The 26,240-nt window shown below is 52.7% G+C and carries 19 protein-coding genes and 1 pseudogene; 8 read left to right on the top strand and 12 right to left on the bottom strand.

All coding sequences use genetic code 11. The features are described 5' to 3' along the window. The 5 genes and pseudogenes from dapE to ACQE32_RS01035 all read right to left on the bottom strand — a co-directional run bounded on the left by dapE (position 1) and on the right by ACQE32_RS01035 (position 4,561). Positions 1–1,128, bottom strand: a complete 1,128-nt coding sequence (gene dapE / locus ACQE32_RS01015; protein ID WP_426980689.1) for a succinyl-diaminopimelate desuccinylase — start codon at positions 1,126–1,128, stop codon at positions 1–3. A 1-nt stretch (position 1,129) separates the two neighbouring features. Continuing rightward, positions 1,130–1,489: an ArsC family reductase gene (locus ACQE32_RS01020; protein WP_426980690.1), complete on the bottom strand. Its 360-nt coding sequence runs from the start codon at positions 1,487–1,489 to the stop codon at positions 1,130–1,132. A 232-nt stretch (positions 1,490–1,721) separates the two neighbouring features. Further along, positions 1,722–2,399: pseudogene (locus tag ACQE32_RS01025) on the bottom strand (MFS transporter); the annotation flags it as partial. Between the two features lie 171 nt (positions 2,400–2,570). Beyond that, positions 2,571–3,032: a YlaC family protein gene (locus ACQE32_RS01030; RefSeq protein ID WP_426971735.1), complete on the bottom strand. Its 462-nt coding sequence runs from the start codon at positions 3,030–3,032 to the stop codon at positions 2,571–2,573. Positions 3,033–3,157: 125 nt separating this feature from the next. Continuing rightward, positions 3,158–4,561, bottom strand: a complete 1,404-nt coding sequence (locus ACQE32_RS01035; RefSeq protein ID WP_426971736.1) for a PLP-dependent aminotransferase family protein — start codon at positions 4,559–4,561, stop codon at positions 3,158–3,160. Positions 4,562–5,116: 555 nt separating this feature from the next. On the opposite strand from ACQE32_RS01035, the gene ACQE32_RS01040 reads away from it, so the two are divergent. Then, positions 5,117–6,130: a zinc-dependent alcohol dehydrogenase family protein gene (locus tag ACQE32_RS01040; protein WP_426971737.1), complete on the top strand. Its 1,014-nt coding sequence runs from the start codon at positions 5,117–5,119 to the stop codon at positions 6,128–6,130. 29 nt (positions 6,131–6,159) lie between these two features. Here ACQE32_RS01040 and ACQE32_RS01045 read toward each other — a convergent pair whose 3' ends face one another. Then, the gene (locus tag ACQE32_RS01045; protein WP_426971739.1) at positions 6,160–6,447 is read right to left on the bottom strand and encodes a hypothetical protein; all 288 of its coding nucleotides are present in this window, start codon (positions 6,445–6,447) and stop codon (positions 6,160–6,162) included. Between the two features lie 386 nt (positions 6,448–6,833). On the opposite strand from ACQE32_RS01045, the gene ypfM reads away from it, so the two are divergent. Beyond that, the gene (gene ypfM, locus ACQE32_RS01050; RefSeq protein ID WP_157130239.1) at positions 6,834–6,893 is read left to right on the top strand and encodes a protein YpfM; all 60 of its coding nucleotides are present in this window, start codon (positions 6,834–6,836) and stop codon (positions 6,891–6,893) included. A 131-nt stretch (positions 6,894–7,024) separates the two neighbouring features. Here the strand turns inward: ypfM and acrD are convergent, their stop codons facing one another. From acrD to ACQE32_RS01075, 5 genes are all read right to left on the bottom strand, one after another. Further along, on the bottom strand, positions 7,025–10,144 hold the full coding sequence (acrD, locus tag ACQE32_RS01055) for a multidrug efflux RND transporter permease AcrD (protein ID WP_427021200.1): 3,120 nt from the start codon (positions 10,142–10,144) through the stop codon (positions 7,025–7,027). Between the two features lie 209 nt (positions 10,145–10,353). Continuing rightward, positions 10,354–10,986 (bottom strand): response regulator, encoded by a 633-nt coding sequence (locus ACQE32_RS01060; RefSeq protein WP_250650543.1) that lies wholly within the window; start codon positions 10,984–10,986, stop codon positions 10,354–10,356. Between the two features lie 62 nt (positions 10,987–11,048). Then, the gene (narQ, locus tag ACQE32_RS01065) at positions 11,049–12,743 is read right to left on the bottom strand and encodes a nitrate/nitrite two-component system sensor histidine kinase NarQ (protein WP_427021201.1); all 1,695 of its coding nucleotides are present in this window, start codon (positions 12,741–12,743) and stop codon (positions 11,049–11,051) included. 94 nt (positions 12,744–12,837) lie between these two features. Next, complete coding sequence (locus tag ACQE32_RS01070) at positions 12,838–13,818, bottom strand: GlxA family transcriptional regulator (protein WP_426971743.1); 981 nt, start codon at positions 13,816–13,818, stop codon at positions 12,838–12,840. Between the two features lie 117 nt (positions 13,819–13,935). After that, complete coding sequence (locus ACQE32_RS01075; RefSeq protein WP_427021202.1) at positions 13,936–14,712, bottom strand: MBL fold metallo-hydrolase; 777 nt, start codon at positions 14,710–14,712, stop codon at positions 13,936–13,938. Positions 14,713–15,136: 424 nt separating this feature from the next. Between ACQE32_RS01075 and ansP the strand changes: the two genes are divergently transcribed. Further along, entirely contained in the window at positions 15,137–16,636 is a 1,500-nt protein-coding gene (gene ansP / locus ACQE32_RS01080) for an L-asparagine permease (RefSeq protein WP_426971745.1), read from the top strand. A 40-nt stretch (positions 16,637–16,676) separates the two neighbouring features. Here the strand turns inward: ansP and narL are convergent, their stop codons facing one another. Continuing rightward, the gene (narL, locus tag ACQE32_RS01085) at positions 16,677–17,333 is read right to left on the bottom strand and encodes a two-component system response regulator NarL (protein ID WP_426971747.1); all 657 of its coding nucleotides are present in this window, start codon (positions 17,331–17,333) and stop codon (positions 16,677–16,679) included. Positions 17,334–17,697: 364 nt separating this feature from the next. On the opposite strand from narL, the gene ACQE32_RS01090 reads away from it, so the two are divergent. From ACQE32_RS01090 to narI, 5 genes are all read left to right on the top strand, one after another. Then, entirely contained in the window at positions 17,698–19,092 is a 1,395-nt protein-coding gene (locus ACQE32_RS01090) for a NarK family nitrate/nitrite MFS transporter (protein WP_250650539.1), read from the top strand. 323 nt (positions 19,093–19,415) lie between these two features. Continuing rightward, the gene (locus ACQE32_RS01095; protein ID WP_427021203.1) at positions 19,416–23,177 is read left to right on the top strand and encodes a nitrate reductase subunit alpha; all 3,762 of its coding nucleotides are present in this window, start codon (positions 19,416–19,418) and stop codon (positions 23,175–23,177) included. Then, the gene (narH, locus tag ACQE32_RS01100; RefSeq protein ID WP_427021204.1) at positions 23,174–24,718 is read left to right on the top strand and encodes a nitrate reductase subunit beta; all 1,545 of its coding nucleotides are present in this window, start codon (positions 23,174–23,176) and stop codon (positions 24,716–24,718) included. Before ACQE32_RS01095 ends, narH begins: the two co-directional genes overlap by 4 nt. Further along, positions 24,715–25,437: a nitrate reductase molybdenum cofactor assembly chaperone gene (gene narJ, locus ACQE32_RS01105; RefSeq protein ID WP_427021205.1), complete on the top strand. Its 723-nt coding sequence runs from the start codon at positions 24,715–24,717 to the stop codon at positions 25,435–25,437. Before narH ends, narJ begins: the two co-directional genes overlap by 4 nt. A 2-nt stretch (positions 25,438–25,439) precedes the next feature. Next, positions 25,440–26,117, top strand: a complete 678-nt coding sequence (gene narI / locus ACQE32_RS01110) for a respiratory nitrate reductase subunit gamma (protein ID WP_250650536.1) — start codon at positions 25,440–25,442, stop codon at positions 26,115–26,117. Positions 26,118–26,240: the final 123 nt, after the last annotated feature.

A 26,240-nucleotide genomic window follows, 5' to 3' on the forward strand; every position in this document is an offset into this window, starting at 1 on the left:
TTATGCGATCAGCTGCTCCATGATGCGTTGATACATACGGCTCAGCAGTTGCAGATCGGATGCCTTCACGCACTCATTGATTTTATGAATGGTGGCATTAACCGGTCCCAGTTCCACTACCTGAGCGCCCATACGGGCAATAAAACGCCCATCGGACGTACCGCCGGTGGTCTGTAGCTCAGGCCTGGTTTCAGTATAGTGTTCAACTGCGTTGATTACCGCATCCACCAACTGGCCGCGTGTGGTCAGGAACGGTTGCCCGGAGAGTTTCCATTCAAGGGAATAGCGCAGCTGATGGCGATCCAGCAGGTCGGCAACGCGCTGGCGAATATCTGCATCGGTCAGTTCGGTGCTGAAGCGGAAGTTAAACTGCACAAACAGCTCGCCGGGGATCACGTTATTGCTGCCGGTTCCGGCCTGGACGTTGGCGATCTGCATACTGGTTGGCGGGAAAAATTCGTTGCCCCGATCCCATTCGGTGGCGACAAGTTCATTCAGTGCGGGCAGGGCGCGATGTACCGGATTATCCGCCAGATGGGGATAGGCAACGTGTCCTTGTACGCCATGAAGGGTCAGGTTAGCGGTTATTGAGCCGCGACGGCCGTTTTTCACCACGTCGCCCACCTGGACCGTACTGGAGGGCTCGCCAACCAGACAGTAATCCAGGCGCTCATTACGCGCCATCAGGTGTTCAACCACCTTTACCGTACCGTGGGTAGCGTTGGCTTCCTCATCGGAGGTGATCAGAAACGCCAGACGCCCGCGATGCTGAGGGTGGGCGGCGACAAAACGCTCCGCAGCCACCACCATGGCCGCCAGCGAGCCTTTCATATCGGCAGCGCCGCGACCAAACAGCATGCCATCGCGAATGGTGGGTTCAAACGGCGGATTGATCCAGCGGCTGGTATCGCCGGGCGGCACCACATCAGTATGACCGGCAAAGGCCAGCGTTTCGCCCTGACCGCGCCAGGCCCAGAAATTCTGCGTATCGGCAATATTGATGGGTTCAACGGTGAAGCCAATCGCCTGCAGACGCTCAATCATTAGCGCCTGACATCCGGCATCATCAGGACTCAGCGAAGGGCGACGAATAAGCTGCTGCGCCAGCTCAATAACCGGACAAAACATACTATGACTTCTCCTGAATAAACTGCTGGTAGTGATTTTCATTAAAACCCAGCAGCATAGATCCGTCTGCCGCAGTGAGCAATGGACGTTTGATCAGCGCCGGTTGCTCCAGCATTAACGCTTTTGCCGCTTCCGCGTTATCGATCGTTGCTTTTTCCTCTGCAGAGAGTTTGCGCCAGGTGGTACCGCGCGTATTTAACAGCGCCTGCCAGCCGAGCGTATCGATAAAACTTTGTAACAGGTCGCTGTTTAATCCATCCACCCGATAGTCATGGTAATGATAATCAACGGGCTGGCTGTCGAGAAAGCGACGCGCTTTTTTGATAGTGTCGCAGTTTTTGATGCCGTAAATCTTAAACATAATTTTTGGTGCTCTTAAATGCTGTCTGTATTGCAGAATAGGTAGCAGGTCTCAAAGCAGTAACGACAACCGGACCGCCAAAAAAAATGCTTTATCCGATCAGCTACAGATTTTTGTCATAAACATGATTGTAACGATAAAGTCAGAATCATTCAGCCGTTACGCACTCGTCATGCTTTTTCATACCTGACTGGACGCCCTAACAGTAAAGGCCGAAACGGCTCAGAGTGTCTTACTGTTTTTGTAACCATCGCCATAATATCAAAGCCATAGCGCTGACTGCTGCACCGGCCAGGCATACTGCATGCCAGCCCCAGAGGGCATAAAATTGCGTAGCGATGATCGCCCCTGATGCGCTGCCCAGAGAATAAAAACACATATAGGCACCGACAACGCGGCTTTGTGCATCAGGCCTGGCGGCAAATATCAGGCTCTGGTTAGTTACGTGAACTGCCTGGACCGCGAAGTCCAGCAGGATGACCCCCAGCACCAGTAGTACCAGGCAAGTTTCGGCAAAAGCGATGGGCAGCCAGGAAAACGTTAACAGTGCCAGCGCTATGCCAGTGGTGCGATGCCCCATGCCCCGGTCAGCCCACAAGCCGGCTTTAGAGGCAGCCAGGGCACCCGCGATGCCAGCCAGTCCAAAGAGTCCAATTTGGGTATAAGAAAGCGAACGCTCACTTAGCGGCAATACCATTGATGTCCAGAACATGCTGAAGGCAGCAAAAATAAGCAGGGCAAAAACGCTTCTGACTCTCAGCGTGGCGTCAGCGACAAACAGCCTGATTAGCGACAGCATGAGTGTACGATAAGATGCTTTAAGTGGCGCAAGCGGGGTAGCAGGAATCGCTTTACCAAGCACGGCGGCCATGATCAGCATCAGACATGCTGAACTAAGGTAGACGGCTCGCCGCAATGTCATCGCCAGCGGGTCATTAAGCAATAAAGGTATTGATCAGGTGGCTGACTTTGATTTTACTCTGCTGTGTAATGAACAGATTATTCCCGCAGATAAATAAAAAGGCCTCTGCTGGTAAAAGGCCTTTACTATATTCTTCACCGGCTACGGAACAGGGCGGCTTTACTTTCTCAGGCGGTAAATATCTGAAAAGTATAAATAGCCTTTCTTATCATATTGCTCTGTAAGGCGTTTTTTCTCCGAGTCAGTTAACACATTACCTTCGAGAAGTGTTTTAATAAAGGCTTCCCGTACATGGACTTCCATATACCAGTCGCCCGTGTAGCAATTCTTCCAGGCTCCTTTGTCAATATCTGTCACTTTGTAGGAGGGGTTAATATGAAAAAAGAAAAAGAAATTGCAAATAATAAAGATGATACAGCAGACGCTATATTCGATATTTCCGAATGAATCAGAATAGAGTAACAGGCTCATGGTTAACACGAACAGAAAACACATTAACCCATAAAGGCCCGGATAGAGTTTGATAAAGGAAACGTCAAAGTAGGGCCGATCGTTTCGGTTTTCTTCCCGGTTGATTTTGTCTAACTCTTCCTGCAAAAGAGTGTTAAGTTCATTGTTCATCGCTTAAGCCTTGTAAATATCGTCGTATTAATGATTAATTATTTCAGTGCGTTAACATCTAAACCCATATTAAATGGGTTACAGCAATATCTTTTTCGCGTTTTAAACGCCTCTTGATGCTCATACTAAATGGCCATACTGGCGAAATGGAGTGGATCTGAGAGCATTTCAGCCAGCGTTTTAAGATTATCTTCACATTGCAGACGGGTTTTAGCGCCGCCAAGACATAAGCGCAGCGCCTCAGGAGGATTATTGTCGGTGCAAAAGGCAACGCCAGAGACAACGCTCATTCCCTGCTCGCGTAATTTAGCGGCCACGTCTGAAGAGTGAGAATTAATCATTTTTGGCAGTGGCAACCACAGATGATAACCATTTATATCAGCACGGTAGTTCAGGCCCGCAAGATAAACCGCCGCCATTTTTTGACGTACCTTCGCTTCTGCCCGTATTGCCGCTAACATTCGCTCAGCCGTGCCGTCATTGATCCACTGACGTGCCAGCGCATTGGTCAGCGGACTCGACATGACCGTTAAAGCCCGAAGCACACCGGAGAGCAACTGTGTTGATTGCTTATCGGGCCCTTTGACGAAGGCAATGCGCAGACCGGGTCCAAAACATTTAGACATGCCGGTAATGTACCAGGTTAATTCCGGCATCAGTTCAGCAAAGGCTGGAATACGATTTTCCATCAGAGCGGCATAGGCATCGTCTTCAATCACTGAAATATTGTAACGGCGACAAATTTCAGCCAGCGCCATTCTGCGTCCGGCAGGAATGGTAATGGTCGTGGGGTTATGGAGCGTTGGATTAACGTAAAAAGCACTGATACCGCCTGTTTTACACAGCGCTTCAAAAGCGAAAGGATCGGGGCCTTCACTGTCACAGACTACCGCTTTTAATCTAACGTTAAGCTGGCTGGCGATCGCTTTTATTCCCGGATAAACCAGATTGCTTACGCAAACAGCGCCATTTTTACGCTTAAAAAGCGTAAGCAGGCCCACAAGAACGCTGTGTATACCCGGACAAACCAGGATTTCCGCCTCATTTTTTAATTTTAGTTGATGGCCTATCCAGTGCATCGCGGCTGCTTTGTCTTCAGCGGTGCCGCCAAAATCCTGATAACGCATCAGGCTCATCATATCGCTGCTATTGAAAAGAGTGAGCGCGCCGTTTCGTATCGCCTCCTCAATAGCGGGTCCTTCCGGCTCTACGGGCGCATTCATAGTCATTTCATAGATGCTGACCGCTGTGGGTGAAGACGGCGAGGCTTTACTGCGAATAAAGCTGCCTAAGCCAGGACGGGAATCTATCAGCCCCCGGCGGCGCGCTTCAGCATAGGCGCGCGTCACGGTTGTATAGTTAAGGCCAAGGACAGGAGCCAGTTCACGCAGCGGCGGTAACCGACAGCCTGACGGTAATTCGCCACTGTTAATCCCTTCCGCAATAAAATCAGCGATAAGCAGGTAAGCCGGACGTTGAGAGTGCTGCTGAAGCTGGGATGACCAGCGAGTAAAAAGTGAGGTAATCATCTTCCTGCTTATATGGATAGTGAGTGCACCTGTATTGATACCATAAAGAAAATCAATATGAAACTTGATTGCATCATTGATTGCATGGTTTTATGCACAGTGCATTGAGGTGAGAACGTGGAAAGAGCTTGTTACTGTGAAAACTTTTTTATATCAGGTAACTAGCAGCAGCTGCTTGGTCTGATAAAAGTATGCGTCTGAAAAGAGTTCAATAACAATCTGATTGATTGCATCAGAGTGATGACTATCAGGCAACGTAATGGAAGGGCAGCAAATGCAAATGATTAACGGCCACGAATTTGTCAGCAGATGCGCTTCAAATTAAAGCGTATGGCAAATAACGGTGGCTGGTTTAATTGAATCCGCCCCAAATTACGCAGGGGCTGTTTGTCGTTTACTCATCGCTGCTCTTTAAGGTACTTGCAGAGCACAGATCATGAATCCAAAAAAGTTAACAAGTTGCAAAATGTACCTGTGTCATAAAAAAGACTCTGTTTTATAAAGTACATGTATGATTATTCTGAGCATAAAGCCAATCATGATAATGGAGATCAAATGAAAGCATTAACTCTTAGAGCGCCTGGTGGGCTGGAAAATATTACCGTATCGGATATCCCGGACCCAGGTAAACCCGGTAAAGGTGAAATCCGGGTCGCTATCATGGCCGGATCTCTGAATTTTCACGATTTAGCGGTTGCTGGCGGACAATGGCCCACAGCGGATGGAAGAATATTGCTTTCTGACGGTGCAGGGATCGTAGAAGAAGTGGGAGAGGGCGTGGAAGCGTTTAACGTTGGCGATCATGTTGTCTCAACATTTTTCCCGCTCTGGTCAGCAGGCAAACCTGTGCCGGCAGTTGGCGGCTTCGCCCATACGCCAGGTGACGGTATTGATGGCATGGCCTGTGAATATGTGGTCCGTGCGGAGGGGGCATTTACCCGTGCTCCAGCAGGCTGGAGTCATATTGAGTCAGCAACCATCACCACTTCTGGCCTGACCGCCTGGAGAGCGCTGATTACCGATGGCAATCTTAAGGCGGGAGAAACCGTCCTGGTTCAGGGAACCGGCGGGGTATCTATCGCGGCGCTGCAGATTGCTAAAGCAATGGGCGCAAAAGTCATTGCCACCTCATCATCTGATGAGAAGCTTGCCCGGGTAAAACAGCTCGGCGCTGATGAAACCATTAACTACAGAACCACGCCCGAGTGGGGAGATAAAGTGCTGGAACTGACCAATGGTTTTGGTGTGGACCATGTGGTTGAAGTGGGCGGACCGGCAACCCTTAATGAATCGCTTAAGTCAGTGAAGGTGGGCGGCCATATTGCACAAATTGGCATTCTCTCCGGGAATGAAGCTGCAGTGCCTGTGGTTACTCTGCTGAGTAAACAGGTTCACCTTAAAGGTCTGATTGTGGCCAGCCGTCAGGATCAGCTGGATTTTGTCAGGGCGCTGGAAGTTATGGAGCAGAAGCCGGTTATTGACCGCATCTTCAAATATGAAGAGCTCAGCAAAGCCTTTGCCTGGCAACAGAGCGGTGCTCATTTGGGTAAAATTTGTCTTGAGTGGTGATAAACCATAAGGCGCTGGTGACAGCGCCTTCACCCTGAAACGCCGAGGATAAATGATGGCGTTGGCTGAACTCTTGATTCTCCCCGGTTGTGATAAATCATAGAGCCTGAAATATATTTATTCTGTGCAGGTAAGATTGTAATGTAAATATGCTTTACTGCTGCTGATAAATTATTGCCGGACCCTTGATAGTTAACAAATATATTTCCATAAAGTTTAGCCTGCCTGAAAAATAAAAGCTGCGCTTCATAGGGTAAAAGCTGGCTTCTCTGGCAGACCGGCACCGCGTTCAGGCAGTTTTCTGGACAATCTAACATCGACTACCCGCGATAAGCCTGATCATGACAACGCGAAAGTGAAACCTGTCAGCCAACCGCTCTGGCGTTGCGCTTTAACCTCCTCTGACCATCGCAAGTTTTTCCAGGCTCTTTTTCTCTCGCCTTACAATTAATAGCTATATATAACAATTACCTGGATGCTGGTGGCGACTTCAAAGACCTACCTTGATGAAAGCGATGAAACCTCAGGAACGATATTATTAATTATTGCAGGACGTTATTAATTTTGCTGAAGTGTGAGTCAGCTATCATTTTTTGAAATTGATTTGGTTTTTAGGAGCTATTCCCATAGTAATTTTGAAAACATCGATTCCTTTGCTGCAAAAACGAGCGTAATATAGACTTTAATAAGAAGAGAGGTAGATATGATTGACACTGAACTGGGGAACTGGAAAGACTTTATTGACGCGATGTTACGCAAGTAATAATGCCTGATAAAGAGAAGCGTAACGAACTCACTATTCGTTTTAGCATCTGAAATTCCATAAAAATAAATAAGGCAGCCGGTTTACCGGCTGCCTTTATTATTTATGCGTGTTTAATGCATAATTACTGTTTACTTTTGTTCAGCGGTGCGGGTGATTAATGGAAAACGCCGTCTGATTAATACAAAAAACAACGGCACAAAGAAGATCGCCAGCAGCGTCGCAGAAATCATACCGCCCATTACGCCGGTGCCTACCGCATGCTGACTGCCGGAGCCGGCACCATTGCTGATCGCCATTGGCAATACGCCAAAAACAAATGCCAGCGAGGTCATCAGAATCGGCCGCAGACGCTGACGGCACGCTTCCAGCGTTGATTCAATCAGATCGCCGCCACGGCTGTTGATGTCATTGGCAAACTCCACGATCAAAATGGCGTTTTTTGCCGACAGACCAATCACCGTCAATAGCCCCACCTGAAAATAGACATCATTTTCCAGCCCGCGCGCCCATGTGGCCACCAGCGCGCCTACCACGCCAAGCGGCACCACCAGCATTACGGCAAACGGAATCGACCAGCTCTCATACAGAGCCGCCAGGCAGAGGAACACCACCAGCAGAGAAATCGCATACAGCGCCGGCGCCTGCGAACCCGATAGCCGTTCCTGTAGCGATGCGCCGGTCCACTGCAAACCCACGCCGAGCGGCAGTTGTTTCACCAACTCTTCCATTGCATCCATCGCCGTACCGGTACTAACGCCAGGCGCGGCTTCACCTACAATCTCCAGCGACGAATAGCCGTTATAGCGTTCCAGACGCGGCGAACCGGTTTCCCATGCGGTTTTCGCAAAGGCGCTAAACGGCACCATGCCGCCCTCGCTGTTGCGTACATACCATTTATTAATATCATCCGGCAGCATGCGATATTTTGCCGCCGCCTGAACATAAACTTTTTTCACTCGCCCGCGATCAAGGAAGTCATTGACATAGGTTGAGCCCCAGCCGGTGGTCAGCGTGCTGTTAATATCATCAATGGAGACGCCCAGCGCCTGCGCTTTGCGCTGATCGATATCGATACGCAGCTGCGGACTGTCGTCGAGGCCGTTATGCCGCACGCGCGCCAGGCGCGGATCGCGGTCAGCCTTCGCCAGCAGCTGATCACGCATCTCCATCAGCTTAGCGTGACCAATACCGGCGTGATCCTGCAGTTCCATATCAAAACCGGCGGCGCTACCCATCCCGGTAATCGCTGGCGGACTGCTGGCGATGACCCTCGCTTCCTGAATTTTGCGGAAAGCTTTTGTCGCCCTTTCAATAATGGCGAAAGAGGAGCGATCGGCATCTGAGCGTTCTTCCCAGTTCTTCAGGCGTACAAACAGGCGCGCTACGTTCTGCCCGTTGCCGCCTGGCCCTGAACCAACGGTGGCAAATACCGATTCGATATTCTCTTTCTCATGGGTCAGATAGTAGTTTTCGACTTTTTCCACCACCTTCAGCGTTTGCTGCTGAGTCGAGCCCGGCGGTAGCTGAACCTGAGTGGTAAAAATGCCGCGATCTTCCAGCGGCAGGAAAGAGGAGGGCAGACGTAAAAAAAGCAGGGCCATCACGGCAATAATCGCCAGATAGAGCAGCAGCCAGCGTCCTGCCTGGCGCAGCAGCTTTGCCACGCCGCGCTCATAACGGTCGGTATTGCGCGTAAACATACGGTTAAACCAGCCGAAAAAGCCGCGCCGCTGTTGATGTCCAGCCGCTATCGGCTTCAGCAGCGAGGCGCAAAGCGCAGGCGTAAGAATCATCGCCACCAGCACCGACAGTACCATTGCCGAAACCACGGTAATAGAGAACTGCCGATAAATAGCGCCTACGGTGCCGCCAAAAAATGCCATCGGCACAAACACCGCAGAGAGCACCAGGGTGATACCCACCAGCGCGCCCTGAATTTGCCCCATCGATTTACGCGTCGCGTCGCGTGGCGATAACCCTTCCTCAATCATGATGCGCTCGACGTTTTCCACCACCACAATCGCATCATCCACCAGCAGCCCGATCGCCAGTACCATCGCGAACATAGTGAGCGTATTAATACTGAACCCGCAGGCGTACAGAACGGAGAACGTGCCCAGCAATACCACCGGCACCGCAATGGTGGGAATAAGCGTGGCGCGGAAGTTCTGCATAAACAGATACATTACTAAAAATACCAGCAGCACCGCTTCCAGCAGAGTTTTCACCACATCACGAATCGAAGCGGTAACAAACGGCGTGGTCTCATAGGCGATTTTCGCTTCCAGGCCATGCGGGAAATAAGGGGAAAGCTCAGCAATACGCGCCCGTACCAGCTGGTCGGTTTCCAGTTCATTGGCACCGGAAGCAAGCTTAATGCCGAGCCCTGACGCAGGCATACCGTTATAGCGGCTGAGGTAATCATATTTTTCTGCCCCCAGCGCCACCTCGGCGACATCGCCCAGCGTGACCACCGAGCCATCATGATTGGTGCGCAGCGTAATGGCTTTAAATTGCTCTGGTGTTTGCAGCAGAGACTGGGAATTCACCGTGGCGTTTAACGCCTGATTATCCACCGACGGGGTGCCGCCGACCTGACCCACGGCAACCTGACTATTTTGCGATTCAATGGCGCTCACCACGTCGCTGGTGGTTAACGCATAGTTAATCAGCTTGTTCGGATCGAGCCAGATACGCATCGCATACTGTGTGCCGTAGGCATCCACCTGACCCACGCCGCTAATACGGCTGAGCGGATCCTGAATATTACTCGCTACATAGTCCGCTATATCCTGCTTATCCATGCTGCCGTCGGTAGAGACAAAAGCAAACATCAGGATATTACTGTCGCCGGTTTTATTTACCGTCACGCCCTGCTGCTGGACATCCTGCGGCAGCTTACGCAGCGCGGATTGCAGCTGGTTTTGCACCTGCTGGCGCGCTTCGTCAGGATCGGTACCGGCGGAAAAGGTCAGCGTAATGGTGGCCTGGCCGGTGTTGCTGCTTTGCGATGACATATACATCAGGTTATCGATGCCGGTCATGCTTTGTTCGATAATCTGCGTTACCGTATTTTCCAGCGTTTCTGCTGATGCGCCGGGATAGTTAGCGGTAATACGCACGTTGGGCGGCGCCAGGTCAGGGTATTGTTCTATCGGCAATGATTTTATTGCCAGCGCGCCGGTCAGGCAGATCATTATCGCCAACACCCAGGCAAAGATTGGGCGGTCAATGAAAAAATTCGCCATTGAAGCGGCACTCCTCAATACGATGTCATCAATTGGGAAAAGCAGCCGGTCGCGTTGGCGTCGCAACCAGCAACAGGGCACGCTTTGTATATCGATTCAGTGCGGTTGCATGCCAAATCACTTTACGCGCCCACCCACAGAGAAACGTGGAGGAAAAGAGAAGAAAGTGTAAATTATCGTGCCGAAAAGCGCCTTTGATGAAAAAAAGCCTAGCTATGTTTATTTTCCAGCCACAGCACGGTGGCGGCGACGCGTGAGCGCACATCCAGCTTACGCAGGAAATTACGGATATGCACCTTTACCGTCTCCTCGGAAATATGCAGGGCGAGGGCGATCTCTTTATTCGAGAGCCCGCGTGCCACCTCCTGCAAAACATCCAGCTCACGTTCTGTTAACGTCTGGAACGGATTGGCGCTGTGGCCGCGCGTCGCCAGATAGTCGCGCACGATGCGGCTGTAGACGTTTTGACCCTGCGCGCCTTCGGTAATTTGCTGTAACAGCAGTTCCGGTTCGCTGTCTTTAAGCAGATAGCCGTCTGCGCCCGCATCCAGCATAGCGTAAATATCGCTGCGGGCATCAGAAACGGTTAACACCAGAATACGCGCTGCGACCCCTTCATTGCGCAGCGCCTTCAGGGTATCAAGGCCGGACATGCCCTTCATATGTAAATCCAGCAGGATCACATCGGGAGAGAGGCGGCGAGCTTCAGCCAGCGCTTCGGTGCCATTATTGGCTTCGGCTACCACGTCAAAACTGCTGTTTAACTCCAGCAACTGACGAATTCCCCGGCGCATCAGTGGATGATCGTCGACCAGCATCACGGTAAAATGTCGGTTGTTCATAATACTCCCCGGACCAGACCGCCAGCAGTGGCTGGCTGAGTAAAAAAGAATAACGAGGGCGATTAATTCGCCACCGTTTCAGTTGTTTGTGAAGGAAAAAGTAACAGCAACCGCGTTCCCTGCTGCGGCGTGGTATCCAGCTGTAAGCTACCGCCCAGGCGCTGTGCCCGTTCATGCATAATCGTCAGTCCATAATGACCCGCTGGCTCCTCAACGGTGCTCAGCCCGCAGCCATCGTCACTAATAACAATTTGATATTCGCCGTTTTCCTGCGTGTCGCAGCTTACCTTAATCTGTCTGGCGTTCGCATGGCGGATGGCATTCAACACCGCCTCGCGGACAATCTGTAATACATGCACCTGCTGCTGAGCCGTAAGCGCATCAAAGCCAGGGGAACAGTGCAGATCGATCTCAGCGCTGGTTTGCTGTTTTAGCGGAGTCAGCATCGCCTGCAACGCGGCAGGCAGACAGGCTTCGTCCACCGACAGGCGAAAGGTATTCAGTAGTTCGCGGAGTTGGCGATAGGCTTCTGCCAGCCCTTGATCGACGTCGCTGACGATCTGCTGCGCTGGCTGCTGATCGGCATTCATGTTGCGCTTCAGTAAGGTTAGCTGAATACGCAGGTAGGAGAGCGCCTGCGCCAGCGAATCGTGCAGCTCGCGGGCGATAGTGGCGCGCTCTTCCATCAACAGTAGCTGCTGCTGCTGTTTCTGCGCCTGATGGATCCAGATAGCGCGCGACAGCAAATTGCCAACGCTTTGCATCAGCGGCGCAGAGGTTTCCCTGGTGCCTTCCTGCCAGCGCATCTCGCCGCCCGGTTGATTTTCCTGTTGTAGCGTCAGTCGCTGCCAGTTTTTATCCGGTTGCGGCGTTCCCAGCGCAATCTGCCAGTTTTCCCCGGCATCTAATGTCAGCGCGTTCAGGCCGGCACGGGTAAAAACGATCTCCATGACCTGTGTAATGGTTGGATGACCAAGACTGCTTACGGCCAGCGCCTGTGACGCCTCGTATAAAATGGTCATGGTCTGGTGCGCAGCCATCAGATCCGCCGTGCGCGCCTTAACGGTGTTTTCCAGCTCGCTGTAATGACGCTCCAGCTCGCCGGACATGCGATTAAAGGTATTTGCCAGCAGGCCCAGTTCATTTGCTAATGTTGTATCCAGCGTTGGGTAGTTAAAATTACCCTGTTGGATATAGCGGCTGGCGGTGACCAGTTGGTTCAGTGGTTTGACGACCTGTCGGCGCGTCAGGCGGATAGTCCAGAATGCCAGCGCTACGATGGCGATAAAACCCAGCGCGCTGGTCAACGCCACCAGCTGCATTTTACGTTCCGCATAGCGTTGCAGATCGTAAACAAAGCGATCGATTTCACTGACATAATGCGCCACATGTTGCGAATAGCGGGTAGGATCGCTGCTGGTTAAATCTGCCCGCAGCAGGGGCCAGGATAACTGGAGCTGCTGATAACGATTACGCACGTTTTGCGGCACGTAGAACCGGTTCAGATGTTGCAGTACCGGCGCATTCAACGACTGCTGATAGTAACGCAGATGCGCTTCCAGTTCGGGAGAGCGCCTGTCAAGATCCCAGGCAAGGCGATAGCTTTGCATTCGCAGTGAGCCAGCAATATTAATCATTTCCGCATCGCGCAGGCTGCCGGACAGGGTCAGTAACGCCAGGCTGGTGGAGAGCACCGAAAGAATAACGATGCCGGCCAGCGCACGCGCAATAGAACTGGTAACGGAGCGTTTCAGCATAAGAAAACTTAACCCAGAAAAGAGGGTGGCAATAATAGCCCGAAACCTGCGCGTGCGCAGCGGTGTTAAGTCAAATTAAGCGCAGGTAGTGCGGTTATCCATTCTGTTTATTCACCAGCTGGCTGTCAGGCCCGCGGAAAGTGCGCCGCCATTCACTTGGGCTGATAGCAAATTTAGCTTTAAAACGCTGACGAAAGGAAACCGGCGACTGAAAGCCTGCCATGGAGGCAATTTTTTCCACGCTGTGATCGGTGGACTCCAGCAACTCCTGACTGCGCTGAAGGCGCTCTCTGTTAAGCCAGTCGCCAGGGGTTAATCCGGTAGCAGAAAAGAAATGCCGGGTAAGGGTGCGACGGCTCATATTGGCGAACCTGGCCAGAGCATCAAGTTTATGCGGTTTATCCAGATGACGGCGCAGGTGATCTATCAGTTCATTAATGGTGTTATCGCGCGTGGTTTCGGGTACCGGACGGGCAATATATTGCGCCTGGCCGCCTTCGCGGTAGGGCGGCGTCACCATCCTGCGCGCAATTTTGTTAGCCAGAGCGCTGCCATAACGCTCGCGGACAATATACAGACAGCAGTCGATGCCGGCGGCCGTCCCCGCAGAGGTAATCAAACGCCGATCGTTAATATAAAGCGCATTGGTATCAAGATATACATTTGGAAAGCGCTGCGTAAAGTCGCGTTCATATTCCCAATGGGTCGCAGCCCGCCGATTTTCCAGCAGGCCGGCGTAGGCAAGAACATAGGTTCCCAGACATAATCCCACTATCTCAGCGCCCCGGAGCCAGGCGGCCGTTAACGCATCAAGTAACACTTGCGCAGGCTTTTCTTCGGGATGGCTCCAGAAAGGAACGATGATAATATCTGCCGTTTCTAGCAATTCCAGCCCGTTTTTCACCCTGATCATCAGGCCGCTATCTGACGGCAGCATACCGGGCCTTTCAGCACAGATCTGCAAATCAAAGCGATCCGGCTCAGGCATTGCCTGACCGAAAATAATACACGGAACGGAAAAGTGAAATGAACTGACGCCAGCGGTGGCAATAACGGCAACTGTTGGAGTGGTCAAAAATTACCTCCCGATTCAAACAAAGAGGATATGCCGTAGCCATTACGGCTATCCCTGTTTTATGATGCGGCGTCAGGCCATTGTCCGGTATGTTTTAATAGGCCGGATGGGCTGGATTCAGAACACCAGCGTTTCGCCATCTTCCGGGATCCGTACGCTCTGCTCAATGCTCTGCTGATGCGCATATTCACGTATCTCAGCACGTGTCAGTACACAGTGATTAATCGCCTCCAGATGCGAAGCGACGATCGTCGCATGGGGCAGAATCTGATGGGTACGCAGAACGTCCTCTTTCCCCATGATAATAGCGCCGTAGCCATCCACCTGCGCAAAGCCAGCGTTGAGAACCACGACATCAGGCTGCCACGTCTGCAACGTATCCACATAAGGCTTAACCCAAATGGTATCACCCGCAATATAGAGCGTTTTTTCGCTATTGTGACGCAACACCAGGCCGCAGGCATCGCCGAGCATAGCCGCCATTTCAGGATTAGCATAGGCTTCATCGCTGCCATGCTGACCATCGGTTTTAATGATAGTGATGTCAGCAAAGCTATTCTCATCCTGCAATACGCGAACTTCAGTGAACCCCTGCGAACGGATAAGCGCGGCATCATTTTCATGCTGAACGAAGATCGGCATGTCGTTGGGTATAGCGTGTTGAGCTGCCTCATCCCAGTGATCCAGATGGGTATGGGTAACGATAACGGCGTCAACCTTCAACAGTTCATCAATGGCGACCGGTAGCTCAACAAGCGGATTACGTCGATGTGAGCGCGCTGTGCCGGGAAAACCAGGCCAGGCTTCCTTGTCAGCTAAAACCGGATCGATAAGAAAGCGGCTTCCTGCGTAATCAAGGCGTAATGTTGCGTTGCGTATTTGGGTCAGTTTCATGTTTTGCTCCAGATGATTTTGCACTCGCGGTATCGGTAGCGCCCGCCGAATAAGGCATGCATGCCTGAAATGCTAACGTGCCATCACTATAAGAGCAGGGCGCTCAGCCAGGTGAGTAGCCTGAATGTCAAATATCGATGGAATTGGGTCAATTACCGTTTTCTGCCTCTTCACGCCGATACTTTTATCCGTGTTACAAAAATGACAAAAAGGGTAAAAATTTTCACCATGGGAGTTTTGCTTCCCATTAACAGAAAGGTTAGGATTCATCGCCGTAAATTCGCTGTGTCGCCACATTAAAAGACCCAGATCTATAGCGGATTTATTCCTTCAGCTCTTTATAACGCAATCGTTTGTTTATTAAGGGGCGAAGAGAGCTGAGCGGACAGGCGCTCCTTTATCGGACAGGACAACAGGATAGGCAATGAAAGCAACCAAGAAAACGGCGGCGGATCAACGCGCTGCCAGAAGACGCTGGCTGAATTCACATGATGCTGGTTACGACAAGGCGATGGGTAACCGTCAGGTACAGATGATCGCCATCGGCGGCGCAATAGGAACCGGTCTGTTTCTCGGCGCGGGCGCGCGCTTACAGGCTGCAGGTCCGGCGCTGGCGCTGGTTTATCTCGTTTGCGGTATTTTTTCCTTCTTTATTTTGCGTGCGCTTGGCGAACTGGTGCTGCATCGTCCCTCCAGCGGCAGCTTTGTTTCCTATGCGCGCGAGTTTTTAGGTGAAAAGGCTTCTTACGTTGCTGGCTGGATGTACTTTGTTAACTGGGCGATGACCGGTATCGTGGACATTACCGCCGTAGCACTCTATATGCACTACTGGGGCGCGTTTGGTGATGTGCCGCAGTGGATGTTTGCGCTGGGTGCATTGGTTATTGTCGGCTCGATGAATCTGATCGGCGTGAAATGGTTTGCTGAGATGGAGTTCTGGTTTGCGCTGGTAAAAGTGCTGGCCATTATGATTTTCCTGGTGGTGGGCGTGGTGTTCCTGGGCAGCGGTAAACCGCTGGATGGCAATACCACTGGCTTCCATTTGATCACAGATAACGGCGGCATGTTCCCACATGGGCTGTTGCCAGCACTGGTTCTGGTGCAGGGCGTGGTTTTCGCTTTTGCCTCGATAGAGCTGGTGGGGATTGCGGCAGGGGAATGTAAAGAGCCGAAGAAAGTGCTGCCGAAAGCGATTAACAGCGTGATCTGGCGTATTGGCCTGTTTTATGTCGGCTCCGTGACGCTGCTGGTGCTGCTGCTGCCGTGGAATGCTTATCAGGCCGGACAAAGCCCGTTTGTGACTTTCTTCTCAAAGCTGGGCGTGCCTTATATCGGCAGTATCATGAATATTGTGGTACTGAGTGCGGCGCTTTCCAGCCTGAACTCTGGCCTTTATGCCACCGGACGCGTTTTGCGTTCAATGGCGATGGGCGGTTCTGCGCCGCAGGTTCTGTCAAAAATGAGCGGCCAGCAGGTGCCTTACGCCGGTATTCTGGTTACCATCGGCGTTTATATAGTGGGCGTTGCGCTGAACTATTATGTTCCGTCACAGGTGTTTGAAATCGTACTTAACATCGCCTCGCTGGGTATTCTTTCGACCTGGGCATTTATTATTGTCTGCCAGATGCGTCTGCGTAAGGCGATCAAGGAAGGCAGGGCCGATGACGTTAGCTTTAAGCTACCAGGCGCGCCGGTGACATCATGGCTGACGCTGCTGTTTCTGGTGAGTGTGCTGGTGCTGATGGCGTTTGACTACCCTAACGGAACCTATACCGTGGCTTCTCTGCCGCTGCTCGCCGTGGTGCTGGTTTTGGGGTGGTTTGGCGTGCGTAAGCGCGTCCATGCGGTTGCCATGACCGAGCATGAGCAGGCTCATGACGATGCGCAGCCAGCCGCGCCGTTAAAAGAAAACCCTTCTAAATAAGAGTCTGGCGGCGGACGATCAACCAGTCGTCCGCCGCGTCTTAACTTCCCATCTTATGTTGTAAATACCAGACCGCCGCTTCTACCCGCGACTTTAGCTGCAGCTTCTTTAACAGATGTTTAACATGCACTTTTACCGTGCTCTCGGTGATATTGAGTTTACGGGCGATAGTTTTATTCGGGAGCCCACGCGCGATTTGTCGCAAAATATCCTGCTCCCTTCGGGTAAGCTGCTGCAGATCGCGTCGAGTCGCAGGCGGCGTTTCGCGCAGACTGCTAATCAGAACCGAAGTCAGAGTCTCGCTTAAGACCAGTTGGCCCGCAGCGGCCTGATGCAGTGAGGTCAGCAGCGCTTCGGGTTCCATATCTTTCAGCAGATAACCATCTGCGCCACGCTTTAGCGCGCTAACCACATCTTCTTCATCGTTTGAAACGGTAAACACGACGATCCGGCCCGAAAGATCGATACGGCGCAAGAGATCGAGCGTTTCCAACCCGTTAATCCCCGGCATATTCAAATCAAGTAAAATTAAATCAGGATCGAGCTGCTCGGCCAGTGCCAGACCCTGTTCGCCATTGCCTGCTTCGGCGATCACCTTTAACTGCGAATCCAGGCTAATCAACTGCTTAACGCCGTTACGCAACATCGGATGATCGTCGATCAACAGGATAGTGGCGGCGTCATCGTGGATAGTCATACAGGCTCCGGTTAATCATGGTGTTGTCAGCATCTGCAACGCTGCATAAGACATAACGAAAGCCGGTTTCAGTGAAAACAGCACTGTCGCCAGCTATTTTTCATTATTCTTAAAAGATGTTTTATACCTATAAATAGGTAGCAAAAGTAAATGCAAAGGAGATTAAAATCTTTAACGGTAGCGATTCTTGTTTTTTAATTATCTGTTTTTATTAAAGTTGTTTTCAGGGCAAACACTACTCATTTAGTGGTTAAGACACAATTGCTGCCTGAAATTAATTGCCGCCCCGTTGATTTATGTCAACTCCGCACCGCTAACGACCAGGCAGGATGTGCGCAGTTCTCATTTCATCATCGGGGTTATTATGTCAAATTTAGCCACGCCGTCAGAAAAAAAAGCATCAGGTGCCGTTATCCAAAACTGGCAGCCGGAAGATGCAGAATTCTGGCAGCAGAGCGGTAAACGTATTGCAAGCCGTAACTTATGGATTTCTGTTTTTTGCCTGTTGTTGGCATTCTGCGTCTGGATGCTGTTTAGCACCGTTGCCGTTAACTTAAATAAAGTTGGCTTTAACTTTACAACCGATCAGCTTTTTCTGTTGACTGCTTTACCTTCCGTTTCTGGCGCGCTGCTGCGTGTGCCTTACTCTTTCGTTATTCCTCTGTTTGGCGGTCGCCGCTGGACTGCTTTCAGCACCGGCTTTCTGCTGATCCCCTGTTTGTGGCTCGGTTTTGCCGTACAAAATCCACAAACGCCTTTTGCGGTGTTTGTTCTGATCTCCCTGCTTTGCGGCTTTGCCGGCGCAAACTTCGCTTCAAGTATGGGCAATATCAGTTTCTTTTATCCAAAAGCGCAGCAGGGCGGCGCGCTGGGCATTAACGGCGGCCTGGGCAATCTGGGCGTAAGCGTCATGCAGCTGCTGGCGCCTCTGGCCATCTCAATGGCGATTTTTGGCTATTTTGGCCAGGGACAGGTGACCAGCGACGGCGACCATATGTGGTTGGAAAATGCCGCCTGGATTTGGGTGCCGCTGTTGTTTATCGCCACGCTTGCCGCCTGGTTCGGTATGAACGATCTCGCCGCGTCTAAAGCCTCTCTGCGTCAACAGCTGCCGGTATTAAAACGCGCGCACCTGTGGGGGCTGAGCCTGCTTTATCTGGCTACCTTCGGTTCATTTATCGGGTTCTCCGCTGGTTTCGCCATGCTGTCAAAAACGCAGTTTCCAGAGATCGTGATCATGAAGTACGCCTTCTTTGGTCCGCTGCTGGGCGCGCTGGCTCGTTCTGCGGGCGGGGTGATTTCTGACCGCTTTGGCGGCGTTCGCGTCACGCTAATTAACTTTATCGTGATGGCGTTATTTACCGGATTGCTGTTTCTGTCGCTGCCAGTAGAGGGAGAGGGCGGTTCGTTCCCGCTGTTCTTCGGCATCTTTATGGTGCTGTTCTTAACCGCAGGTTTGGGTAGCGGTTCCACCTATCAAATGATAGCGGTGATCTTCCGTAAAATTACCTGGGATAGCGTAAAAGCACGCGGCGGTAGCGATCAGCAGGCGCAGCAGGAAGCGGTGACCGATACGGCAGCCGCGCTGGGCTTTATTTCCGCCATCGGCGCGGCAGGCGGCTTCTTTATTCCGCAAACCTTCGGTATTTCACTGGCGATGACCGGTTCACCGGCTGGCGCGATGAAAATCTTCCTGGCGTTCTATGTGGTTTGCATTTTGATCACCTGGTTAGTCTACGGTCGCAAGGCTGCGCGCTAATCGCCAAAACCGGCTTTTGTCATACCGACAAAGCCGGTTTTTTTCATTGTTCCTTACGCGCCGTACTCCTAAATAGCTGGTAGCCGCAGAAACCCGAAGTACTGGCTATGCCGCATGAAATTTATCCATTCAAATTATGAGGTTAGCACTGGGCAGGAGTTACTACTTAAGGAGTAAAGAGGGCGCAGGCGGGAACCGCTTCGCCGTGCTGACTTGATCGCAATCAAGCGGCCAGCGTTATCAGCTCAGTAGGCTGATACCCACACCATACGCAATGTCGTTTAGCCATTTATAACAACACCGAGCCTTCAGGAGAATTCCGGATGAGCAAATTTCTGGATCGGTTTCGCTATTTTAAACAACTAGCCGAACCCTTTGCTGGTCAACACGGCCAGACACTTAATACTAACCGGGACTGGGAAGATGGTTACCGCAGCCGCTGGCAGCATGACAAAATCGTGCGTTCTACGCACGGCGTCAACTGCACCGGTTCATGTAGCTGGAAGATCTATGTCAAAAACGGACTGGTCACCTGGGAAACGCAGCAGACTGACTATCCGCGCACTCGTCCGGATCTGCCTAACCATGAGCCACGCGGTTGCCCACGCGGCGCCAGCTACTCATGGTATTTATATAGTGCCAATCGCCTGAAATATCCACTTATGCGCAAGCGGCTAGTGAAATTATGGCGCGAAGCCAAAGCGCGGCACAGCGATCCGGTTGATGCCTGGGGCTCTATCATCAACGATCCTGAAAAAGCGAAAAGTTATAAAGTGGCGCGTGGACGCGGTGGATTTGTGCGTTCCAGCTGGCAGGAAGTCAATGAGCTTATCGCCGCTGCGAACGTGTACACCGCAAAAACCTTTGGGCCAGACCGTATTATTGGTTTCTCACCAATTCCGGCAATGTCTATGGTCTCTTACGCCGCTGGCGCGCGTTATCTGTCGCTGATTGGCGGTACCTGCCTGAGTTTCTACGACTGGTACTGCGACTTGCCGCCCGCTTCGCCAATGACCTGGGGCGAGCAGACCGACGTACCAGAATCCGCCGACTGGTATAACTCTTCCTATATTATCGCCTGGGGTTCCAACGTACCGCAGACGCGTACGCCGGATGCCCACTTCTTCACTGAAGTACGCTACAAAGGCACCAAAACCGTGGCGGTGACGCCGGACTATGCGGAAGTCGCCAAGCTGTGCGATCTCTGGCTAAACCCGAAACAGGGCACCGACAGCGCAATGGCGCTGGCGATGGGCCATGTGATGCTGAAAGAGTTCCATCTCGATCGCGAAGTGCCCTATTTCCGTGATTATGTGCGTCGCTATACCGATATGCCGATGCTGGTGATGCTGGAACCACGTGAAGGCGGCTATTACGCGGCGGGTCGTATGCTGCGCGCCAGCGATCTGGTGGATAACCTCGGCCAGGAAAATAACCCGGAATGGAAAACCATCGCGCTTGATAGCCTGAGCGGTGAACTGGTAGCGCCGCTGGGCTCTATCGGCTATCGCTGGGGCGAAGAGGGCAAATGGAACCTTGAAGCGCGTGAAGGCGGTTCGCAGCGGGATGTTGAGCTACAGCTGAGCCTGCTGGGCAGCCACGATGAGGTGGCGAAGGTCGGCTTCCCTTACTTCGGCGGTATCGAAAGCGAACATTTCAACAGCGTGGCGCTGGATGAAATCCTGCTGCATAAACTGCCGGTTAAACGCCTGAAACTGGCCGACGGCAGCGAAGCGCTGGTGACCAGCGTTTACGATCTGACGCTGGCTAACTATGGCCTTGATCGTGGTCTGGATGATGCTAACTGCGCCACCAGTTACGATGAGATCAAAGCTTATACTCCGGGCTGGGCAGAGAAAATCACCGGCGTATCCCGCGAGCAGATTATCCGTATCGCACGCGAGTTCGCGCAAAACGCGGAAAAAACCCATGGTCGTTCCATGATCATTGTCGGTGCCGGTATGAATCACTGGTTCCATATGGATATGAACTATCGCGGGCTGATCAATATGCTGGTGTTCTGCGGCTGCGTCGGACAGAGCGGCGGCGGCTGGGCGCACTATGTGGGCCAGGAAAAACTGCGTCCGCAAACCGGCTGGACACCGCTGGCATTTGGTCTGGACTGGCAACGTCCGCCACGCCATATGAACGGCACCTCTTTCTTCTATAACCACTCCAGCCAGTGGCGTCATGAAACGGTGGAAACCGCCACTCTGCTCTCACCGCTGGCGGATAAATCGCGTTTCCAGGGCAGCCTGATCGATTTTAACGTGCGCGCCGAACGTATGGGCTGGCTGCCGTCTGCGCCGCAGCTCTCTGTTAACCCGCTGCATATCGCGGCCAAAGCGCAGGCTGCTGGTCAGACGCCGATCGACTATACCGTTGACAGCCTGAAACAGGGCTCGTTGCGCTTTGCGGCAGAGCAGCCGGATAATCCGCAGAACTTCCCGCGTAACCTGTTTGTCTGGCGTTCCAACCTGCTGGGCTCTTCCGGTAAAGGCCATGAATACATGCTGAAGTACCTGCTGGGTACGGAAAATGGCATTCAGGGCAAAGACCTGGGCGAGCAGGGCAGCGTCAAGCCGCAGGAAGTGGAATGGCAGGATAACGGTGGTGAAGGCAAACTGGATCTGGTGGTAACGCTCGATTTCCGTATGTCCAGCACCTGCCTCTACTCCGATATCGTGCTGCCGACGGCAACCTGGTATGAAAAAGACGACATGAATACCTCGGATATGCATCCGTTTATTCATCCGCTTTCGGCCGCTGTCGATCCCGCCTGGGAAGCGAAGAGCGACTGGGAAATTTACAAAGGCATTGCCAAAAGCTTCTCGGAAGTTTGTCACGGCCACCTCGGCAAAGAAACCGATGTGGTGACCCTGCCGATGCAGCATGACTCTGCCGCAGAACTGGCGCAGCCGTTCGGCGTGAAAGAGTGGAAAAAAGGCGAGTGCGATCTTATCCCGGGTAAAACCGCGCCGCATATCATCACCGTTGAACGTGATTATCCGGCCACCTGGGAACGCTTCACCTCCATTGGACCCTTGATGGATAAGCTGGGCAACGGCGGTAAAGGCATCAGCTGGAACACCGATACAGAAATCGAGCTGCTGAAAAAGCTTAATTACGTTAAGCATGAAGGGCCGGCAGCGGGCCGTCCGATGATTGACAGCGCAATTGACGCGGCGGAAATGATTCTGACACTGGCGCCGGAAACCAACGGACAGGTCGCGGTAAAAGCCTGGGGCGCGCTGAGCAAAATCACCGGTCGTGACCATACGCATCTGGCGCTGAATAAGGAAGATGAAAAAATCCGCTTCCGCGATATTCAGGCGCAGCCGCGTAAAATCATCTCCAGCCCGACCTGGTCTGGCCTGGAAGATGAGCATGTCTCTTATAACGCCTGTTACACCAATATCCATGAGCTGATTCCGTTCCGTACGCTGAGCGGTCGTCAACAGCTTTATCAGGATCATGAATGGATGCGCGCTTTCGGTGAAAGCCTGCTGGTTTACCGTCCGCCGGTAGATACGCGAGCCGTGCAGCCGCTGCTGAATAAAAAGCCGAACGGCAACCCGGAAAAAGCGCTGAATTTCCTGACGCCACACCAGAAATGGGGCATTCACTCAACCTACAGCGACAATCTGTTGATGCTGACGTTGTCGCGCGGCGGACCGATTGTCTGGATGAGCGAGGAAGATGCCAAAGATCTGGGTATTGAAGACAACGACTGGATCGAAGCCTTTAACGCCAACGGCTCTCTGACCGCGCGTGCCGTGGTTAGCCAGCGCGTCCCTGCCGGTATGACCATGATGTATCACGCGCAGGAACGTATCGTGAATATTCCGGGGGCGGAAATCACCGGTCAGCGCGGCGGTATTCATAACTCAGTAACGCGCGTTTACCCGAAACCGACCCATATGATTGGCGGTTATGCGCAGCTGGCCTACGGCTTCAACTATTACGGTACCGTAGGTTCGAATCGTGATGAGTTTGTGGTGGTAAGAAAAATGAACAATGTCAATTGGTTAGATGGCGAAGGCAACGACGAGTGCCAGGGTTCCCGCCAGGAGGCTCAGCAATGAAAATTCGTTCGCAAGTCGGTATGGTGTTAAACCTCGACAAATGCATCGGCTGCCATACCTGTTCGGTAACCTGTAAAAACGTCTGGACCAGCCGCGAAGGCATGGAGTATGCCTGGTTTAACAACGTAGAAAGCAAACCGGGCGTTGGCTATCCCCGCGCCTGGGAAGATCAGGAAAAATGGAAAGGCGGCTGGATCCGTAAAATCAACGGTCAGCTACAGCCGCGCATGGGCAGCCGCGTCGGCCTGTTGTCTAAAATTTTCGCCAACCCGGATGTCCCGGCGCTGGATGATTACTACGAGCCGTTCGATTTTGATTATCAGCATCTGCACAATGCCCCTGCTGGCAAGCATCAGCCGATCGCGCGTCCGCGCTCGCTGATTACCGGCCAGCGCATGAAAAAAATCGAAGGTGGCCCGAACTGGGAAGAGATCCTTGGCGGCGAATTTTCTAAACGCTCCCAGGATAAAAACTTCGATAACATCCAGAAAGAGATGTACGGACAGTTCGAAAACACCTTCATGATGTATCTGCCGCGCCTGTGCGAACACTGCCTGAATCCGGCCTGTGTCGCCACCTGCCCAAGCGGCGCCATCTATAAGCGTGGGGAAGATGGCATTGTGCTGATCGATCAGGACAAATGCCGCGGCTGGCGTATGTGTCTGACCGGCTGCCCATATAAAAAAATCTACTTCAACTGGAAAAGCGGTAAATCAGAAAAATGTATTTTCTGCTATCCGCGTATCGAAGCGGGCCAGCCGACCGTGTGCTCCGAAACCTGCGTAGGCCGCATTCGCTATTTAGGCGTGCTGCTGTATGACGCAGATCGTATCGAGCAGGCCGCAGCGGTGGAGAACGAGCAGGATCTCTATCAAAGCCAGCTGGACGTTTTCCTCGATCCGCACGATCCGACTGTTATCGCACAGGCGCTAAAAGATGGCATCCCGCAAAGTGTGATCGACGCAGCGCAGAAATCGCCGGTTTATAAAATGGCCATGGACTGGAAGCTGGCGCTGCCGCTGCATCCTGAATACCGCACGCTGCCGATGGTGTGGTATGTGCCGCCTTTATCGCCGATTCAGTCAGCTGCCGATGCGGGCGTGCTGGATCAACAGGGCGTGCTGCCAAACGTAGAAAGCCTGCGTATTCCGGTGCAGTATCTGGCTAATCTGCTGACCGCAGGCGATACCGCGCCGGTGTTGCTGGCGCTGAAACGTATGCTGGCGATGCGTCACTACAAGCGTGCGGAAAGCGTGGACGGCGTGGTGGATACCAGCGCGCTGGAGCAGGTAGGTCTCACAGAGGCGCAGGCTCAGGAAATGTACCGCTATCTGGCGATCGCCAACTATGAAGATCGCTTTGTAGTGCCTTCCAGCCACCGCGAGCTGGCGCGTGAGGCCTTCCCGGAAAGCAAAGGCTGCGGCTTTAGCTTCGGTGATGGCTGCCACGGCAGCGACAGCAAATTTAACCTGTTTAATACCCGTCGCATTGATGCGGTTGATATTACACGCAAAACCGGGAATCGGGAGGATGCCTCATGATGGCGCTAAGAATTATTGGTCGCCTGTTGGATTATCCCGATCGGGCGTTATTCGAGCATCAGCAGGAGCTGGAGGAGGCGCTGGCCTCCGCCAGCGAGCTAAATGAGCAACTGCGTGCGCAACTGCTGGCCGTGGTGTGCGATTTCAGCGCCCGACCGCTGCTCGATCTGCAGGCTGATTACTGTGAACTGTTCGATCGTGGACGCGCTACCTCACTGCTGCTGTTTGAGCATGTTCACGGCGAATCCCGCGATCGCGGTCAGGCGATGGTCGATTTGATGGAACAGTATCGTGCTGCCGGACTGGCGCTGGACAGTCGTGAACTGCCAGATTTCCTGCCGCTTTACCTGGAATATCTCAGCAGCCGTAGCCCTGAGGAGGCGCGTGAAGGATTAGTGGACGTTGCGCCGATTCTGGCATTGCTGAGTGCGCGACTGCGCCAGCGCAATAGCCGCTGGGCCGATCTGCTTGACGTGCTGCTGGCGCTCTCTGACAGCGACGTCGCTGCCGATGCGCTGGAGACACAGGTGGCACAGGAGGCGCGCGACGATACGCCGCAGGCGCTGGATGCGGTCTGGGAAGAGGAACAAATCCGCTTCCTGGGTGAACAGGGCTGCGCCTCAGCACAGCAGGAAGCGCATCAGCGCCGCTTTGCCGGTGCCGTTGCGCCACAGTATCTGGACGTGGCGCAAGCCACCACAGGAATGACAGGACGCTGATCATGCAATTCTTGAATCTGTTTTTCTTTAATATCTATCCTTATCTGGCCGGGACGGTTTTTCTGGTCGGCAGTTGGTTGCGTTACGACTACGGGCAATACAGCTGGCGCGCAGGCTCCAGCCAGATGCTGGATAAAAAGGGGATGCGCCTGGCATCTAACCTGTTTCATATCGGCATTATCGGCATCTTCTTTGGTCATCTGGTCGGCATGTTGACGCCGCACTGGATGTACGAATCTTTCCTGCCGATCGCCGTGAAGCAGCAACTGGCGATGGTGGCTGGCGGCATCTGCGGCGCGATGACGCTGATAGGCGGCGGTCTGTTGCTGAAACGCCGTCTGACCAATCCGCGCGTGCGCGCTACCAGCAGCACCGGCGATATTCTGATCCTGACGTTGCTGGTAGCTCAGGCAACGCTTGGCCTGCTGACGATTCCTTTCTCTGCTCACCATATGGATGGCAGCGAAATGATGAAGCTGGTTGGCTGGGCACAGGCCATAGTCACGTTCCATGCGGGTGCGGCAGCGCATCTGGAAGGCGTGGCGCTGATCTATAAAGTTCATATGGTGCTGGGCATGACGCTGTTCCTGTTGTTCCCGTTCTGCCGTCTGGTGCATATCTGGAGCGCGCCGGTAGAGTATCTGACCCGTCGTTATCAGCTGGTGCGTAACCGCCACTGATGGCTTCAGCCGCAGGTCTTCTGGCCTGCGGCATCTTCTCCATTCCCCAGTACAGAGACAGTTTCCCGTTATCCCTGACGCAATTCGGATAGTTTTCTCGTTGCGGCAGTTTTATGATTGCAG

The sequence above is a fragment of the Pantoea sp. FN0302 genome (assembly GCF_050113775.1).
Taxonomy (GTDB): Bacteria; Pseudomonadota; Gammaproteobacteria; order Enterobacterales; family Enterobacteriaceae; genus Mixta; species Mixta alhagi.